Genomic DNA, 12,701 nt, shown 5'->3' with positions numbered 1-12,701 from the left:
CCTGCACGGGAGCTATTCGTCGAGGACGGTGATGGGCTTGCCGAGAGGGCCGTGGTCGAGTTCGTCCGCGATGTGCGGTGGTACGCGGGGCACGCGGACAGCGGCGAGGACTACGTCTCCCTGGCCGAAGTCGACCGTCACCGTGGCCTGTTCGGTGTTCAGGGAGGTGACGAGGCCGTACGCGGGGAGATCGGGATGGCGGACCCAATCGCCCTCGGAGAGCGGAGGCAGGTGCTGGTCGCACAGCCCGGGGTCGCGGAGCGAGAGATGCGAGGCCGACGGTCTCCAGCACAGGGCGCCGTCGGGGTGGGTGTGCTCGCAGCCTCGGGTGACATGGCCGTAGCCGTCGCAGCGGACGAGGAACTCGCTGGGGGTGGGAGCAGTCGTGCGTACGACGGCCAGGGTGACGGAGCCTTGGGGGCCGTGGTCGTGGTGCGTGACGTGTTCGATGGTGAGGCCGATCGTGGTCGGCCAGGTACTGAGCACGGTGACGGCCAGGGCCTGCGCGTGCTGGGCAGGAACTGTCGGCGCCGTGGTGCACTGAACAGTCAGGCTCATGACAAGCTTCCCTTCCTGTCGACCGCGGGAAGAAAGAGAAGCGCGGTGCGGTCTTCCGGCCCGCCCATGGGCAGCAGGTGTTGTGCGCTCAGGTGCGGCAGGGCCTGCATCTGGGTGGCGAGGGCGCTGATCTGCCGTTCGGTCTCGGGCGGCCACAGCGGGTGCTGGTCGTCGGCGACCATGGGTCCGTCGACCGTTCGAGCCACTTCCCAGATCTCTGCCTTGGTGACGGCCCGGACGCGGCAGGGGTCGGCCGAGTAGTCGACGGTGAGCAGGGCGGCGTCCGGATGGTGCGTACGAACGAGCTCGGCGATCTTCGACGCACGGTCTGCGGGAGGCAGATCGAGTACCCACAGGCCATCCGCGTCCGGTTCGGGGCGCACCGCGCTCCACGCTGCGGATGTCAGGCCGGAGAGCGCGTCGGTCAGGTCGTCGGTGATCTCGTCCAAGTCGAGTGCTGCCTGGGCGACTTCGGCTGGGATGCGTGCCTGGGTTTCGTCGGCCCCGGGCTGCCAGAGCGCTCGTAGGTCTGCCTGCTGTGCCCGTGCGTAGTGGGCGAAGGTGAGGTGTGTGGCGGTGGGGAAGGCCGCGCGGATGCGGGCGGCGATGTGGTCGAGGACGCTGATCTCATAGTGGGCCTGGGCTTGGTTGAAGGCGCGGACTGCTGTGGCGCGGTGGCGCAGCGTCTCGGTGACCTCCGGTTGCTCGTTCATGAGCGTCCTTGCTGCTGGTGGTCGGCGCGCTGGATGACGACGGCGGTGGCGTTGTCGGCGCCGGTGAGTCCGCCGGCGCGGGCGAGGATGTTGGCCGCCTCGGTGGCGTCGGTGCTGGAGTCGCGCAGGACTGTGGCGATGGCGTGTTCGGCCAGGTGTCGGTGAACGCCGTCGCTGCACAGCAGCAGGCGGGTGACGTGCCGTACGGGCAGGTGGGCGGTGACGAACTCGTTGCGGCCTACGGTGCGGGTGACTTCCGGCCCGTAAGGCGCGGGGTGTCTCCCGCGTCGAGTTGCCTCGTGGATCGGGGTGGCGGCGCGGTGGTCGAAGGTGGCGCGTTCCAGGACTCCGGACTCGTACAGGACGTAGGCGCGGCACAGCCCGGCCCACGAGATCCACAGACGGCTGTGATCGGCGGCGAGCATCGCGGTCACGATGGAGGCGTCGGCCGGTTCCGCGGCGCGCGCGACGTTGTGTTGCTGGACGTACTGGCCCTGCTGGATGGAGGCGTAGTGGGTGGCTCGGCGGGCGCGTGCCGCCTGGCAGCCCTGGCCGGGGTCGTGGGCGAGGGTGGCCTTTGCCGCCGCTGCGGCGGCGAGCCGGGCGATCGTGGCTGCTTCTTCGGTGTCGCCGATCCCGTCCGTGACGGCGGCGGCGATACGTCCCACGGCGTCGTTGCGGCTGACTGCGTACGCGTCAGCCTGGATGTCTCTGCGGCCCTTGCTCTGGGCGGAGCCGGTCAGCCACTTGTGGCTGGGCATGGGTGAGTTCCTGCTCTCTCTTCGTGGAAGTCGCGGGGATGTGCCCGCGCTGTGGACCGGAGCGGAGCCCGAGGCCGGCCGCTCGCACCGGCGCGGCCTCGGGCGCGATCAGGGCGGTTACGCCGGCTGGGGTGTCGGGGTGGTGTCCGTGGCTGCGGCTTGGAAGTGGGTGCAGGCGTCGCTGTCGGGCGGGCTGTGTTCGGTGGCCCATTGGCCGCAGCCCGAGCAGCGGGGGTGGCCGGGGTCGGGGACCGGGGTGGCGATGAAGACCCCGGGCAGGCCGCTGTAGGTGAAGCTCACCACGCCGGTGACCTCCTCCAGGCTTGCCGCGCCTCCGTCGCTTCTGACGGCGCGCACGATGGCCATCCGTACGCGGCCACCGGAGCGGATCACCGAGCTCGGGTGGTGGTCCGGCAGGCCGTATGACTCCTGGTAGGCGACCGCGTACGCGGGGAAGGTGACCTCGGCGGGATGGGTGAGTGGGCGGGCTTCGAACTGCCAGGGGCGCGCGTCGTTCCGGAGCGCTTCCTCTGCTTCCATCGCGGCCGAGACGATCGTGTAGACGAGGTCTTCCCTGCCGTCGCCGAGCCCCACCACTTCGGCGGCTCGGCGGCACATCTGACGGAATACGTCCGGGGAGTGCCGGTCCGTCCACTCCTGTGCGGTCATGGATCGCCCGATGGCCTGTTCGTGAGCGCGCAGGTCGTGTTGCAGCGAGTTGGCGACCAGGCTGACGGCCTCGTGGATCTGGAGGGGGCTGACGTCGCGCTTGGCGGCTTCGGCGTACAGCAGTTGTTCGCGTGTGTGCTGGTCCACGGTCTGTTTCCTTCGTGTGTGAGCTGGTCCGCCAGGTCCCGCCGCGGGCGGGGGGCTGGCGGGGCTAGGGGAGGTGGGGCTGTCGGTGGCCTGGCTGTGGAGGTCGGTGAGTCGGGCGGAGAGGCGTCTGCCGAGGGTGCGCGGCAGGGGGTTGGTTCCGTGGTCGTCGGTGACCGACTCCAGGCGCCATCGGTGATGGCCTTCGCGGAGGCTGAAGTGGGCGAACTGGCCTCTTTGTTGGCCGTGGAGTGACAGCCTGTGGACGGTGGCGCCGTCTGCTTGGCGCTGGGTGGGGATGCCGACGACGCGGGCCGCGAGGACTATCGCGGCGATGTCGGTGATGTCCATTTGGTTCCTCGCACTCTGGTGTTGTCGGGCCCTGCAAGGGTCAGGAATGGCTAGGCACTGTCTCCACGTATGGAAAGGCCATAGAAATGAGACTGCTCGTCAGAGCAGATCCCGATAGAGGCCGGCTCGGCCGGTGACCTCGCGCAACGCGGCGATCAGGAGGTGTCCGGTGCCTTCGATGCCGAGGACGTCGCGCGCGAATTCGGGCGGGCTGATCTCGCGTCCGACCACCTCGCCGTACGCGGTCGCCATGCGCTCACCCGCCTCTGTGGCCAGTCGCTGCGCCTCGGTGAACTGCCCTGGGGTGACGCCTTCGCGGACGAGGCTCGTTTCGAGCGCTTCCCGCATGTGCGGGGTGACGGGCTTGAACACTGGCTGAACCCTTCGCCGGTCGGTGAGTGTTGATTGGGTTGATTGATATAACTTTATCAATCTTGATCATTCTCCGTCAAGGCTCCTCTATCGGTGACGGATTGGGTTGCGTGGCCTTCGCCGTGTCGCTGGATCGCCTCGCGGGCGGCCCGACGGGCTTCGGCGAGCGTGCCGTCGCGCTCCTGCCGCGCGACCTGCCCTCGGCGTGCGCGCAGTCCCTGCAACCACAGTTGGGTGCGCAGGTGTTCGCGTTCTGCGGCCTCTTGGTGAGCGTCGGCGTCAGCTGCCCTGCGCTGCGCCCGCGGATTCGTGCCGCAACCACGGCAGTTCACGCCGGGTGCGTGCGGATGTGCGGCGCAGACGCTCCCTCGGTCCGGGGCCTCGTGATCGCTCTCGCGGTGGGGCAGGGGGTTGTTCTGCTGGTGGTTCTCTGACGGTTCCCCGGCCAGATTGGCCGGTTGGTCTGCCTCACTTGGCCGCTGGCCAATCTGGCCTCCGGTCACTCTGGCCGCCGGTTTCGCCCCTTCGCCGTCCCGCTTCGGCGCCTCCTTGGGAGGATCCTTGGGAGGAGGTGCACTCGGGCGAGGGTTCTGGATGGTGTAGCGGTTGCTCGTACGGCGCCCGTGGGAGAACCGGGGCCTGGACACGATGAAGCCCTCCCGCTCCAGCCACTCAAGGTGCCGACGAACCGTGCGCTCCCCCTGGCTGGTCTTGATCGCGAGGGTCTCCTGTCCTGGAAAGCACGACCAGGCCTCGTCTGCGAAATCGCACAACGCCAGCAGGACGAGCTTCGCTCCGGGATTGGTGATGCTCTGGCGGAAAGCCCACGCCACGGCCTCAATGCTCAAGTCCGGTCCCCCTGCTCCTTCTTCCACGCGGCACGCCAGCGCGAGATTGTGCGCTGCTCGGTGCCGAGGAGGTCGGCGATTGCCGCGAGGGCATGCCCCTCGCTCGTCATGAGGCGCGCGGCAAGCTGCTGTTCGGCGTGGTTGAGCTCGGGCACTGGCAAATCGCCGTTGACGGCACGTTCGACGGCCAGGAAGTCCATGCCGGACGCTCCGGTCTCCGTGGTGCTGACGTGGATGTGACGGACCCGCGCCTGGCGGGAGGGGTCGGTAGCCCCGACGACGGATGCGGAAGCGGTGTTGTGTGGCCCCGACACGTAGGTGGTGGACATGATCACCTTCGCTGTGCGTCGTCGAAGGTGCGGCCGTGGTCCGAGTCCCGTGCGGCTTGGTGCTCGGCCTCGGGACCGCTCGCGGCCTCGTCCGTACCGGTCTGCGGCTCGGGCGGGATGCCGTCGCTCTCGAGAACGGCGAGAGCGGCCTCGTGGCGGCCTGATCGCAGCAGGCGGACGGCTTCGGCGTTCGTCTGCTCCAGGACGACCGCGATGTCCCGGGCCTGGTCGCATTCGATGAGAGCCGCGACGGCACGTTGCCGCCATGACCGGGCCGAGCGCTGCAGCTGGTCGATGACGGGAGCGACGACCTTCATCGCGTCACTGGCCAGGTCGGTCGAGAAATCGGCATGCCCCAGGCGAGGCCAGCAGGAGGCGAGGTGGTCGGCGATGCGCTCCTGCAGTACGGCGGGCGGAGGGCCTGCGGGCTGCGCGTCGGTGCCCAGTGCGTCGGTCGAGGGCTGGAGGATGGCGAGGAGTGCGGGCACAGGGTTGTCGGTGCCGCCACCGTCCTGAGTGGTGAGCAGATCCAGTGCGGCGTCGATGCGGGCTTCTGGTGTGTCGGTGAGCGGGTTCGTGCAGGGCTCGCTGAAGACCGTGGTGTCCATGGAAGACCTTCCGGCGGTTGGGTGGATAGCGGGGATTCGGGGATCTGGTTGTCGGGGTGTCGGGGCAGGCCGGCCACCGGGCGCCGCGGCCCGCGCCCCGGTGGCCAGCTGGTCGGGGTGTCAGGGAGCGTCAGAGAGGCGCGAGACGTTGATGGTGCGCGAGGAGCGGCCGCCCGACTTCAGCGGCACTTCGAGGTCGAGGTCCTGGAGGATCCGGATCATCGCCTCGGGGTCCGGTACCGGCGGCCGCGGGTTGCCGCCTGACCAGGAGAGCCTGAAGGTGCCGTAGGCGCCGGGCTCCGCCGCGTCGAGCACCTTGCGGGCCTTCGCCTTGCGCTTCTTCGCCGCGCTCTCGATCTCGGCGCTCTCCGCGTAGGCGCTGAGCGCCGAGGTGATGTCCTCACTGCCCTCGACCAGGATGGTCTGCGGGGCCCGGTCGACGGTCAGAGCGTCCAGGTTCCAGCAGGCGCTTTTGAAAGGGCAGTTGTCGCAGATGACCGACAGGCCGGGGCCGTCGAGATCGCGGGGCATCGCCTCTGGCTCCGGGCTGGCGAGCACGTCCTCCGCCCAGGAGAGCGCCTGATCGGCCACGTCCTGGTCGTACGGGCGCTGGTGGACGACGACCTGCCCGTACTCGCGGCCTACGTAGCGGAGCCGTACGACATCGACGGGGAGCGGCTCGCCGACGGGGAGATCCGGATGTGCGGTCAGGCCGCCTGTCCGCAGCAGGTACGCATAGAGGTGGACCTGAAACCACTCGTTGCGGCTCGGCCCCTGGCGCACGACCATGTCCAGGGCGCGGGTGGACTTCGTCTTGAGGTCCTCCACCACGCCGACCCCACCGTTGTACGGGTTCGTTCGTCCGGCGAGCGCGGCGGGTGCCCAGTAGGCGTCCGCGTGTCCGAGGAGGGTGCCGTTGGTGAGTTCGAGTTCTGTGAATGCTCCGTACTGCTGCTCCAGTACGCGCAGGATGCCTTCGTGGAGCCAGGTGCCGAGGATCGCGGCGTGCATGGTGTCGGCGAGATCGGTGGGCCAGGTGCCGTGCGCCTCGTAGGCGGCCCGGCGCCTGCACAGGCCGATGGAGGAGGGGCCGAGGAGCTGTTGGCGGGCGCGGGGGCGAGCGCGGTCGTCTCGGTGCGCGGCCTTCCACAGGTCGGGGATGGGAATGGTGCTGGTGAGGGTGTCGCTGGGCATGCAGGGTCCTCGCACTCTGCTTGTTGGTGGGGCGTCCCGTCTGCGGCGGGACAGGTGGTGGCTGGCAGCTGGCGCCGGGCGGCTACGACTTCTTGCGCGCGGGGGCCTTCGGCGCCGTGGTCCGGCGGCCGTCTGACTTGGAGGCGGCTGCCGTGGCTGCGGGTCGGGATGAGGCCTTTGTGGCGGGGCGCTTGGTCGCCGACGCCTTCTTCGCCGCTGCCCGCCTGGTGGCCCGTTGGCCCGGCTCGCTCTCCTTCGACTCCTGGTCGCGCTGTTCGCGGAACGCCGCGATGCGGGCGGCCATTTGGGGCGAGCCGGGGTGTTCATCGGAGCCTGCCAACAGGCGGGCGAGGTCGTTCAGCTGCTCTGCACCGGCGTCCTGGTAGGACATGTCGTTGAGCTCGAAACAGATGTCGTTGACCTCGCCAAACGTGATCCCCAGGATGTCGGCGGTGTGCTCGACCTCTTGGCGGGCGAGTGGCAGCGGGTACGGGTCCATCGCGGGCCTGTCGGCCGCGTCTGCGGCGGCGGTCTCGACAGTTGCGTCGGGTCGACCTTCGGGCGCTTCGTGCTGAGTCGATTGCGCGGCTGGTTGATCGACCACTACCGCGTCGACCACATCGGCCTCTTGCGCATCCTGCTGCCCGGTCTGGGGCTCCTTGGTGAAGTGTCGCGAGGAATCGGCAGGCGCCGGAGTGTTGGAACGACGCAGCCGGGAAGCCGCCGCCTCGACGCGTTCGCGGGTCTCGGCAGCGTCCGCCGCGTGCATCTCCTCGTCCACGTGGAGCCCGGACAGGTCCGCCGGGCAGGCGCGCCGCAGTGCCAGGGCTTCGGCGACCTTGCTCAGCTGGCTCGCCGGCATCTGCGGCCACAGGCCGCCGATTTTGTAGTCCTGGGACTCGTAGTCCCACACCTTGGGTGCGTACTCGCGCCAGTGCGCGACCGCCGGAAACCGTGAGTCTCCGCGCCAGAGGACCACCCTGCAGGCGGCCGGCGATTCGTCCCGCAGCCACACGGTGTGCTCGCCGCCTTCGGCGTCGTACCAGACGAAGTCCTCGTAGGCGAGCGGCTGTCCGGCCCGGTCGGCGGCGCGGCGGGCGATGAGCCGGTAGCCGTCGATGCCTGTCTGGATCGTCCACCGCACCTCCCCGCGTGAGCGCCGCTTGATCATGTAGATCTGGCGCCCGAACGGGTCGAGCCCGGACGCCTTGCAGTAGTGGAAGAAGATGCCCAGTTGCGCCGGGGCAGCCTCGGCCAAGTCCGGGAACGCGGCGCGTAGGGCGCGCAGTTGCTGTTCCTCGAATGCCTTCTGGTCATCGCGGATCGCGAGCCAGGTGACGGGTGGTTCCGCCATGTCCCCTCCGGTCAAGAGATTCACACCAATCGGTCAGCCATCTGTCTCCACGTAAGCAGAGAGCAAATGGCATTGACATTATTTTATTTGCCTAGCATTTCGAGCGTCAAGGAGTCTCTAGCGCGGCGGCTTGTGGCGCTGCGGCGCAGCTGCAGCACATAGGCACCCGCCACCTCGGGATGCTTGCCGCGCAGACGTCTCGCACGGTGAAGCGTGGACTACAGCCAGCCCCTCGCCTGTCGACGGCCGCCCCGGGTGCGGCAGATCACCACCGCTGGCGCCGCCGCCCACCCCTTTCGAGGCGGACCCTTCTTGGCGATCCACGACCATCCATCCCCCACCAGATCAAGCACCGTCTACACGGATGCAGAGGTCACACTGTAAGCCGCGATCTCGGACGCGGCCAGGGTCGGATCGACGCACTGGCTGAGTGGGGCAAGTCTGGTAGAGGCAGGCCTGAATGGCTCAACTTCGCTGTTCCCAGGCGCAGTTACTGCTGGCGCATTCGCGTAGCCATGGGGCACGGTGGACGCAGAAGGCGCCGCCCGGCGCCACCTGGTCCGTCGTGGGAACCCGGCTTGAGGGAGGGTGGACATGACCGCGTATCGCCAGCTCATGAACTGCTCTGCCGCCCCCGATAAGTAGCGCGAGGCCAGCCGGGAACAGCCACGGATTCGCCCCTGCACGCGCCGCAGCAGCGGCAGCAGCAGGGGTCAGGGCCGCATCTCATTTGCTCAGACGCGCGTGCCGCTCGACGGCCGTCTGTCTCCGCTGGCATCCCGGCCTTCCGGCCACCGGACGTTGTCCTGTCAACTGCCGCTCGCCATCGGAGGATTCCCATGACCATCACCCTCGTGCGGTTCGCCACCGCCCTACCCCAGACTCTGCTGGCGGTCGTCATCGTGCTCGCCGCCACGTTCCTGATCGCCCTCGCCATCGTCGTACGGGGCACCGCGCCCGAAGAACGCCCAGCGGTCTTACGGGCCTTCGCTCAAGTGCTCCCCGTACGAAGGAGATAGAGCACCGCCCTGGGGATGTAGCGGCACACATCCCCAGGGCGGCCAGCGCGGAGCTGTCGGCGTCAGCGCTTGGCGCGCACCGAGACGGTCAGGCCGGCCGCCCAGATCTCCTTGATGAAGGCGGTGACCTCGTCGAGGTCCGCCTCGTCCGGCTTGTAGCTCCGGGTGGGCGGCAGGGCAGGAGGCTCCGGCTTGGACTCGGTGCTTTTCTTGCGGCCCCGCGGCTTGAGACCTTCCCGCTCTCCGGCACGAACGCGCTCAACGGCCTCCGGCAGTACGGTCCGACTGCGCTCCTCGGCATCCGACAGGACCGTGTCGAGCAGCCACAGCGGCGAACCGGAGACGACGGCATCCTCCTCGGCGAAGCTGTTGCGCGTCCGCCACTGGTAGATGTCGCCGTACTTCTTCCCGAACAGCCAGGGAATCTCCTTCAGACCGATGACCGGCGGCATCGCTTCGACCTTGTCCACGACGCACCAGCCGCGCCGCTCGGCCTTGAACGCCTTGAGACGCTCCTTGTCGGCCTCGCGGACGTGCGGCTCGGCGAGGCCGAGCACGGTGGGGAGAAACCAGTACGGATTGCCGGAGACGACGAAGTCAGGTTCGGGCAGAACCCCGCGCGTCCGCCACAGCTGGGACGTCTGCCGTTCCACGCCGTAGAGGAACGCGATCTCCGAGTGCCCCAGCAGGTAGGGGAACGCTCCTGCTGCCATAACGGCCTCACGACCTCTCCAGACGGCGCATCTCACATATACAGAAAGCTTGACGCGTCAAGCTTAGTTGGGTGAGGGGCTGCAGAGTCCTTCAGGGGCATCAGCTGACGCGGTGCAGGTCCTGCCCGCCCCAGAATGCGATGTTGGGATACCGGCTGTCGCCCGCAGGTGCGGTCGCCCGGAACCAGCCGGCGGGAAGGCGGTGCGGCTGGTCCCAGCCCTTGTCTCGCGCGATGGCGGCGATGCTGCTGTCGATGAGCTGCAGGAAGAGTGCGGTCACTCCGCGGGCGTGACCGTTCTGGACGGTCTTCTGTTTCTTCGCGTCGTTGTACCAGCCGTAGCCGCCCTTCGTCGGCCTTGGCTCCGTTCTGCGGCAGCGCCAAGTGTGCGACGCCGTTGCGGAGATCAGATCCAGAGACGCCTTGACGTTCTGCTGAGCCGCCCGGCACACGGCAGCGAAGCGCTCTTCGGTCGACATGAGCGATCAACGTAGTTCCAGACCGTTCGCATGTCCGGCAGTTGATGAACTCCAGAGTGCTCACCTACCCTGGCGTCCTCTTTCCTTTGTGGAAGTGGCGCCCCGGGATTCTGACTCGCACTCTGGTCCGGGGCGCCGTCATGTCCGGCGCCGGTAGTGACCCGGGGGTGGGCCCGTCCACTCCCCTACTCCCCCAGGCCTCGCACCAGCACGACGACGACCGAGGCGACAGCGGCCAGCGCGGCGATGGTGGGGAGCGGCCAGCGAGTCCGCTCCAGGGACGCCACTCGGTCCTGAAGGTCCGCGAGTTCCTTGTCGGTTTGGTCGGAGCGCTGCACGAGCAGCGCGAGTTGGCCGTCGATCCGGGTGAGCCCGAGCTCCAGGGAACGTCGCAACTCAGCCAGAGCTAGGGCGACTTCTCCATCCGGCACGCTGCCTCCTCCTTCTGCCTTCTGCTCGCGGGCCGCTATTCGGCGGCGCTCGCCGGGTCGGCCTTCCTGGACAGCCATGAGCCAGTGCCCCAGCGGCCGAGCACGGTCCCGAGTGACGCCTTGAAGGCGGCGAGCGCGGCCGGCATGGCGGCGACTGCGGCCGACTGCCAGGTGGACAGGTCCACGAGGTCGGTGGTGTGCGAGGCGGCGATCAGGCCGATGAATGTCTCGACGTACGTGGCGAGGGTTCGTTCGGCGACGTCCGCGAGGGTCTGGGGCATGGTGTCGGGCTGGCCCTTCCGTGTGCTGGAGCCGGGGTCCGAGGCGGCGCGGCGCTTGGGGTTGGGGACGCGGAGTTTGGTCCAACTGGACTGATCAGGAAGGCCGCCAGCACCTGATCCGCTGTGACCGCACTTGAGTTGCCAGGCGGCGTACGAGCGGCGGTGATCGTCACTCCATGTCGAGCCCGGACCGTGGGGGAAGGTGTCGCAGCCTTTGACGACCAGGCGCTCGCCCAGGGCCGCGATGAGGTCGGAGGAGTGGCCGTTGCGGAAGTGGCCGGCTCCGGGGAAGGCTGCGTACTTTGACTCCGAGGCGTCTGCGGGTTCCTTCGGCTTCTCGGGTTCCGAGCTCGGCTCGTTCGGCCTCGGCCTCGGCTTCGACCTCGGTTTCGACCTCGGTTTCTGGTCTGGCATGCCCGGATCGCGTGGCCCGCCTGCTCTCGACTTGAGCTCCTTGGCGACCCGGGCCCGAAAGTCGTCCATGTCGATTCCGTACGGGTCGGACTTGCCGGGCTTCCACTCCTTGTGGCCGATCACACTGTGTTCGTTCCAGCCGTGTGCCTTACAGATCGCGGCAGCCGCGCGTGCCATCGCGTCGACTTGAGCTGCAGGCCAGTTCTGGCCGCGGCCGGAGTTGATGCACTCGAAGCCGTAGAAGTGCCGATTGCCGTCTGCGTCGGGCTCGTTGTCGGTCGGGAGGTTCTCCTTCTCCGCCATGACGGCGAGGAGGACGTCGGTGTCGCCCATGCCGGCGTGGTTGGCCCGTCCGTACCCGACGAGGTGGACGGTGCCAGAGCGGTCGATGACTCCGTGGCAGAGGGGCCCGGGCAGGTCGTTGTAGCCGTTGCGGCACAGCTCGACCATGTCGTCCTCGGAGGAGTAGCCACCGGTGTGGTGGATCATCACCCCGTTCATGGGGCCCCAGTTGCCGTGGGTGTTGCGGTTGTGGGTGCGCCAATTGCCGTGCTCTACGACGCCGAGGCGCGCGTTCTTGAGGGCGGACAGGAACTTGTCCGCGGAGAGGGGAGTAGCCACCTGCTCATGCCTTCAACCGGTGCCCGGTGGGCAGTTGGCCGCGGCCGGGGTGGTCCGGGTGCGGTCCCTCGGTGGGCTAGCGCTCTTCGCAGGGCGGGTGGAGGGTCACTCGCTGGTGGTGGAGTCTAACGACGATGTCAGCTATCGATGTTCGGCCGTCCCGGCTTGAGGGTTGGGGACCGGTTCGGCACGTTGTCTCCGGCTCCTGACGGCCACTACGACCAGAACTCGTCGTATGCCGCTTGATCCGCCCAAAGCTCCCAACCTTCGACGATCTTGCCGTCGCTGATGTGGAAGACGATGGCATAGTCCATATCGAGCTCCTTACCCGCCCGCGACGCCGTGGCATGGAGCAGCGCGACCGTATGCGCATCGTTTGCGAGAACATCGTGGAGCTGCGGGCGGTACGTGCCACCTGACAGCTCGAAGTCCCGGGCGAACATCTCGAACGTGGCTTCGCGACCCTGGTAGTCCCCCGACAGCGGCCCCTGGCCTCCCAAGTGCCATGCGACATCGGGGTCGAAGACCTCCGCCAGCGCGTCCATGTCGTCGGCTGAGAAGGCCGCCATCGCTCGCTGGAACACACCGATGTGCGGGTGATCCGTCATCCCTTCCTCCTTTCGCTGGCTGTGAACGTAGTCCGAAGCCAGCTGGCAGAGTGAGGGCACACCGTCCGGAGAGGCGCCGCCACCTGATCGGATGCGACGCCCGGCAGACGACGGGACTGAGCCCGGGTCGGCACGACCGGGTATCAAGAGCCGAGATCTCGTAAGTGAGCTGCCGCGGAAGGAGGTTGGCCTGCCTCACGGGGCCTGCACTACGTGGGTTCTGAGTACGACAGCG

The 12,701-nt window shown here is 68.3% G+C and carries 15 protein-coding genes and 1 pseudogene; 1 reads left to right on the top strand and 15 read right to left on the bottom strand.

Annotated elements, in window-relative coordinates:
* Positions 1-12: 12 nt before the first annotated feature.
* From QIT00_RS05415 to QIT00_RS05370, 10 genes are all read right to left on the bottom strand, one after another.
* Complete coding sequence (locus QIT00_RS05415; protein ID WP_282533927.1) at positions 13-558, bottom strand: hypothetical protein; 546 nt, start codon at positions 556-558, stop codon at positions 13-15.
* Positions 555-1,271, bottom strand: a complete 717-nt coding sequence (locus tag QIT00_RS05410; protein ID WP_282533926.1) for a hypothetical protein — start codon at positions 1,269-1,271, stop codon at positions 555-557. The genes QIT00_RS05415 and QIT00_RS05410 overlap by 4 nt, the downstream gene beginning before the upstream one ends.
* Positions 1,268-2,032, bottom strand: coding sequence for a PP2C family protein-serine/threonine phosphatase (locus QIT00_RS05405; RefSeq protein ID WP_282533925.1), 765 nt, complete (start codon positions 2,030-2,032; stop codon positions 1,268-1,270). Before QIT00_RS05405 ends, QIT00_RS05410 begins: the two co-directional genes overlap by 4 nt.
* Before the next feature lie 117 nt (positions 2,033-2,149).
* Complete coding sequence (locus QIT00_RS05400; RefSeq protein ID WP_282533924.1) at positions 2,150-3,196, bottom strand: hypothetical protein; 1,047 nt, start codon at positions 3,194-3,196, stop codon at positions 2,150-2,152.
* 99 nt (positions 3,197-3,295) lie between these two features.
* Positions 3,296-3,568 carry a hypothetical protein gene (locus QIT00_RS05395; protein WP_282533923.1) on the bottom strand — a complete coding sequence of 91 codons (273 nt, stop codon included), beginning with the start codon at positions 3,566-3,568 and terminating at the stop codon, positions 3,296-3,298.
* A gap of 56 nt (positions 3,569-3,624) precedes the next feature.
* The gene (locus QIT00_RS05390; RefSeq protein WP_282533922.1) at positions 3,625-4,416 is read right to left on the bottom strand and encodes a helix-turn-helix domain-containing protein; all 792 of its coding nucleotides are present in this window, start codon (positions 4,414-4,416) and stop codon (positions 3,625-3,627) included.
* Positions 4,413-4,745 carry a hypothetical protein gene (locus tag QIT00_RS05385; protein ID WP_282533921.1) on the bottom strand — a complete coding sequence of 111 codons (333 nt, stop codon included), beginning with the start codon at positions 4,743-4,745 and terminating at the stop codon, positions 4,413-4,415. Before QIT00_RS05385 ends, QIT00_RS05390 begins: the two co-directional genes overlap by 4 nt.
* A 2-nt stretch (positions 4,746-4,747) precedes the next feature.
* Complete coding sequence (locus QIT00_RS05380; protein ID WP_282533920.1) at positions 4,748-5,353, bottom strand: hypothetical protein; 606 nt, start codon at positions 5,351-5,353, stop codon at positions 4,748-4,750.
* 120 nt (positions 5,354-5,473) lie between these two features.
* A complete protein-coding gene (locus QIT00_RS05375) occupies positions 5,474-6,547 on the bottom strand; it encodes a PD-(D/E)XK nuclease family protein (protein ID WP_282533919.1) in 1,074 nt (357 codons plus the stop codon).
* A gap of 82 nt (positions 6,548-6,629) precedes the next feature.
* The gene (locus QIT00_RS05370; protein WP_282533918.1) at positions 6,630-7,916 is read right to left on the bottom strand and encodes a recombinase RecT; all 1,287 of its coding nucleotides are present in this window, start codon (positions 7,914-7,916) and stop codon (positions 6,630-6,632) included.
* Between the two features lie 824 nt (positions 7,917-8,740).
* Between QIT00_RS05370 and QIT00_RS05365 the strand changes: the two genes are divergently transcribed.
* Positions 8,741-8,920: a hypothetical protein gene (locus QIT00_RS05365; RefSeq protein ID WP_282533917.1), complete on the top strand. Its 180-nt coding sequence runs from the start codon at positions 8,741-8,743 to the stop codon at positions 8,918-8,920.
* Between the two features lie 62 nt (positions 8,921-8,982).
* Here the strand turns inward: QIT00_RS05365 and QIT00_RS05360 are convergent, their stop codons facing one another.
* The 5 genes and pseudogenes from QIT00_RS05360 to QIT00_RS05340 form a co-directional block, all read right to left on the bottom strand.
* The gene (locus tag QIT00_RS05360; protein ID WP_282533916.1) at positions 8,983-9,633 is read right to left on the bottom strand and encodes a hypothetical protein; all 651 of its coding nucleotides are present in this window, start codon (positions 9,631-9,633) and stop codon (positions 8,983-8,985) included.
* Between the two features lie 100 nt (positions 9,634-9,733).
* Positions 9,734-10,111: a hypothetical protein gene (locus QIT00_RS05355; RefSeq protein ID WP_282533915.1), complete on the bottom strand. Its 378-nt coding sequence runs from the start codon at positions 10,109-10,111 to the stop codon at positions 9,734-9,736.
* A 185-nt stretch (positions 10,112-10,296) separates the two neighbouring features.
* Entirely contained in the window at positions 10,297-10,542 is a 246-nt protein-coding gene (locus tag QIT00_RS05350; protein WP_282533914.1) for a hypothetical protein, read from the bottom strand.
* A gap of 338 nt (positions 10,543-10,880) precedes the next feature.
* Positions 10,881-11,858 (bottom strand): annotated as a pseudogene (locus QIT00_RS05345) (N-acetylmuramoyl-L-alanine amidase); the annotation flags it as partial.
* Positions 11,859-12,073: 215 nt separating this feature from the next.
* A complete protein-coding gene (locus tag QIT00_RS05340; RefSeq protein WP_282533913.1) occupies positions 12,074-12,466 on the bottom strand; it encodes a nuclear transport factor 2 family protein in 393 nt (130 codons plus the stop codon).
* Between the last annotated feature and the right edge of the window lie 235 nt (positions 12,467-12,701).

Source organism: Streptomyces luteolus, assembly GCF_029968015.1.
In the GTDB taxonomy this organism is placed as follows: Bacteria; Actinomycetota; Actinomycetes; order Streptomycetales; family Streptomycetaceae; genus Streptomyces; species Streptomyces luteolus.
Note: the sequence above shows the minus strand (reverse complement) of the source record. Positions and strands in the feature narration are given on the sequence as shown.

What these genes read in the sequence shown, in the direction of transcription:
- QIT00_RS05360 (WP_282533916.1), bottom strand. Translation starts at nt 9,633, where the DNA reads ATGGCAGCAGGAGCGTTCCCCTACCTGCTGGGGCACTCGGAGATCGCG.
- QIT00_RS05340 (WP_282533913.1), bottom strand. Translation starts at nt 12,466, where the DNA reads ATGACGGATCACCCGCACATCGGTGTGTTCCAGCGAGCGATGGCGGCC.
- QIT00_RS05400 (WP_282533924.1), bottom strand. Translation starts at nt 3,196, where the DNA reads ATGGACATCACCGACATCGCCGCGATAGTCCTCGCGGCCCGCGTCGTC.
- QIT00_RS05380 (WP_282533920.1), bottom strand. Translation starts at nt 5,353, where the DNA reads ATGGACACCACGGTCTTCAGCGAGCCCTGCACGAACCCGCTCACCGAC.
- QIT00_RS05415 (WP_282533927.1), bottom strand. Translation starts at nt 558, where the DNA reads ATGAGCCTGACTGTTCAGTGCACCACGGCGCCGACAGTTCCTGCCCAG.
- QIT00_RS05410 (WP_282533926.1), bottom strand. Translation starts at nt 1,271, where the DNA reads ATGAACGAGCAACCGGAGGTCACCGAGACGCTGCGCCACCGCGCCACA.
- QIT00_RS05365 (WP_282533917.1), top strand. Translation starts at nt 8,741, where the DNA reads ATGACCATCACCCTCGTGCGGTTCGCCACCGCCCTACCCCAGACTCTG.
- QIT00_RS05375 (WP_282533919.1), bottom strand. Translation starts at nt 6,547, where the DNA reads ATGCCCAGCGACACCCTCACCAGCACCATTCCCATCCCCGACCTGTGG.
- QIT00_RS05385 (WP_282533921.1), bottom strand. Translation starts at nt 4,745, where the DNA reads ATGTCCACCACCTACGTGTCGGGGCCACACAACACCGCTTCCGCATCC.
- QIT00_RS05405 (WP_282533925.1), bottom strand. Translation starts at nt 2,032, where the DNA reads ATGCCCAGCCACAAGTGGCTGACCGGCTCCGCCCAGAGCAAGGGCCGC.
- QIT00_RS05355 (WP_282533915.1), bottom strand. Translation starts at nt 10,111, where the DNA reads ATGTCGACCGAAGAGCGCTTCGCTGCCGTGTGCCGGGCGGCTCAGCAG.